Raw genomic sequence first — 885 nt, 5'->3', positions numbered from 1 at the left:
CTGTCGGTGAAGGTGACGGTGACAGTCTGGCCGGCTTCCACACCCGTGGTGGTACCGCTGACCACGGCGGCGCCGCTTTCGCTGCTGTTATAGACATGATCGCTGCCACTGCCATCACTGCTGATGGTGATGGTGGCGGTGGTGTCCTTGCTGTCGCTGACGCTGGCGCTGGCCGGGTTGCCGGCCACATCGCTGACGCTGGCTTTCACCGTTACCGGGCCATCCAGCAGGCCGCTCAGGCTGCTGGCCGGAACGGTCCAGCTGCCGTTGGCTGCCACGGTCGCCGTGGTGGTGACCACGTGGTTGGCGCTGTCGGTAAAGGTGACGGTGACAGTCTGGCCGGCTTCGACACCCGTGGTGGTACCGCTGACCACGGCGGCGCCGCTTTCGCTGCTGTTATAGACATGATCGCTGCCACTGCCATCACTGCTGATGGCAATGGTGGCCACCGTATCCTTGCTGTCGCTATTGCTGGCGCTGGCGGTATTGCCAGCCACATCGCTGACGCTGGCTTTCACCGTTACCGGGCCATCCACCAGGCCGCTCAGGCTGCTGGCCGGAACGGTCCAGCTGCCATTGGCTGCCACGGTCGCCGTGGTGGTGACCACGTGGTTGGCGCTGTCGGTGAAGGTGACGGTGACAGTCTGGCCGGCTTCCACGCCCGTGGTGGTGCCGCTGACCACGGCGGCGCCGCTTTCGCTCTTGTTGTAAACATGATCACTGCCACTGCCATCACTGCTGATGGCAATGGTGGCAAGCGTATCCTTGCTGTCGATATTGCTGGCGCTGGCGGTATTGCCGGCCACATCGCTGACGCTGGCTTTCACCGTTACCGCACCATCCACCAGGCCGCTCAGGCTGCTGGCCGGAACGGTCCAGCTGCCA

1 protein-coding gene is annotated in these 885 nt (G+C 64.3%); it reads right to left on the bottom strand.

Going from position 1 to position 885, the window contains the following annotated elements; genetic code table 11:
* Positions 1–885 (bottom strand): hypothetical protein (locus JHD64_RS21110; RefSeq protein WP_199055572.1); only part of this gene is annotated, 885 nt, incomplete at both ends.

It is taken from the genome of Aquitalea sp. ASV15 (assembly GCF_016429115.1).
Taxonomy (GTDB): domain Bacteria; phylum Pseudomonadota; class Gammaproteobacteria; order Burkholderiales; family Chromobacteriaceae; genus Aquitalea; species Aquitalea magnusonii.
The sequence above is the reverse complement of the archived record's forward strand: the minus strand, read 5'-3'. Positions and strand labels throughout refer to the sequence as shown.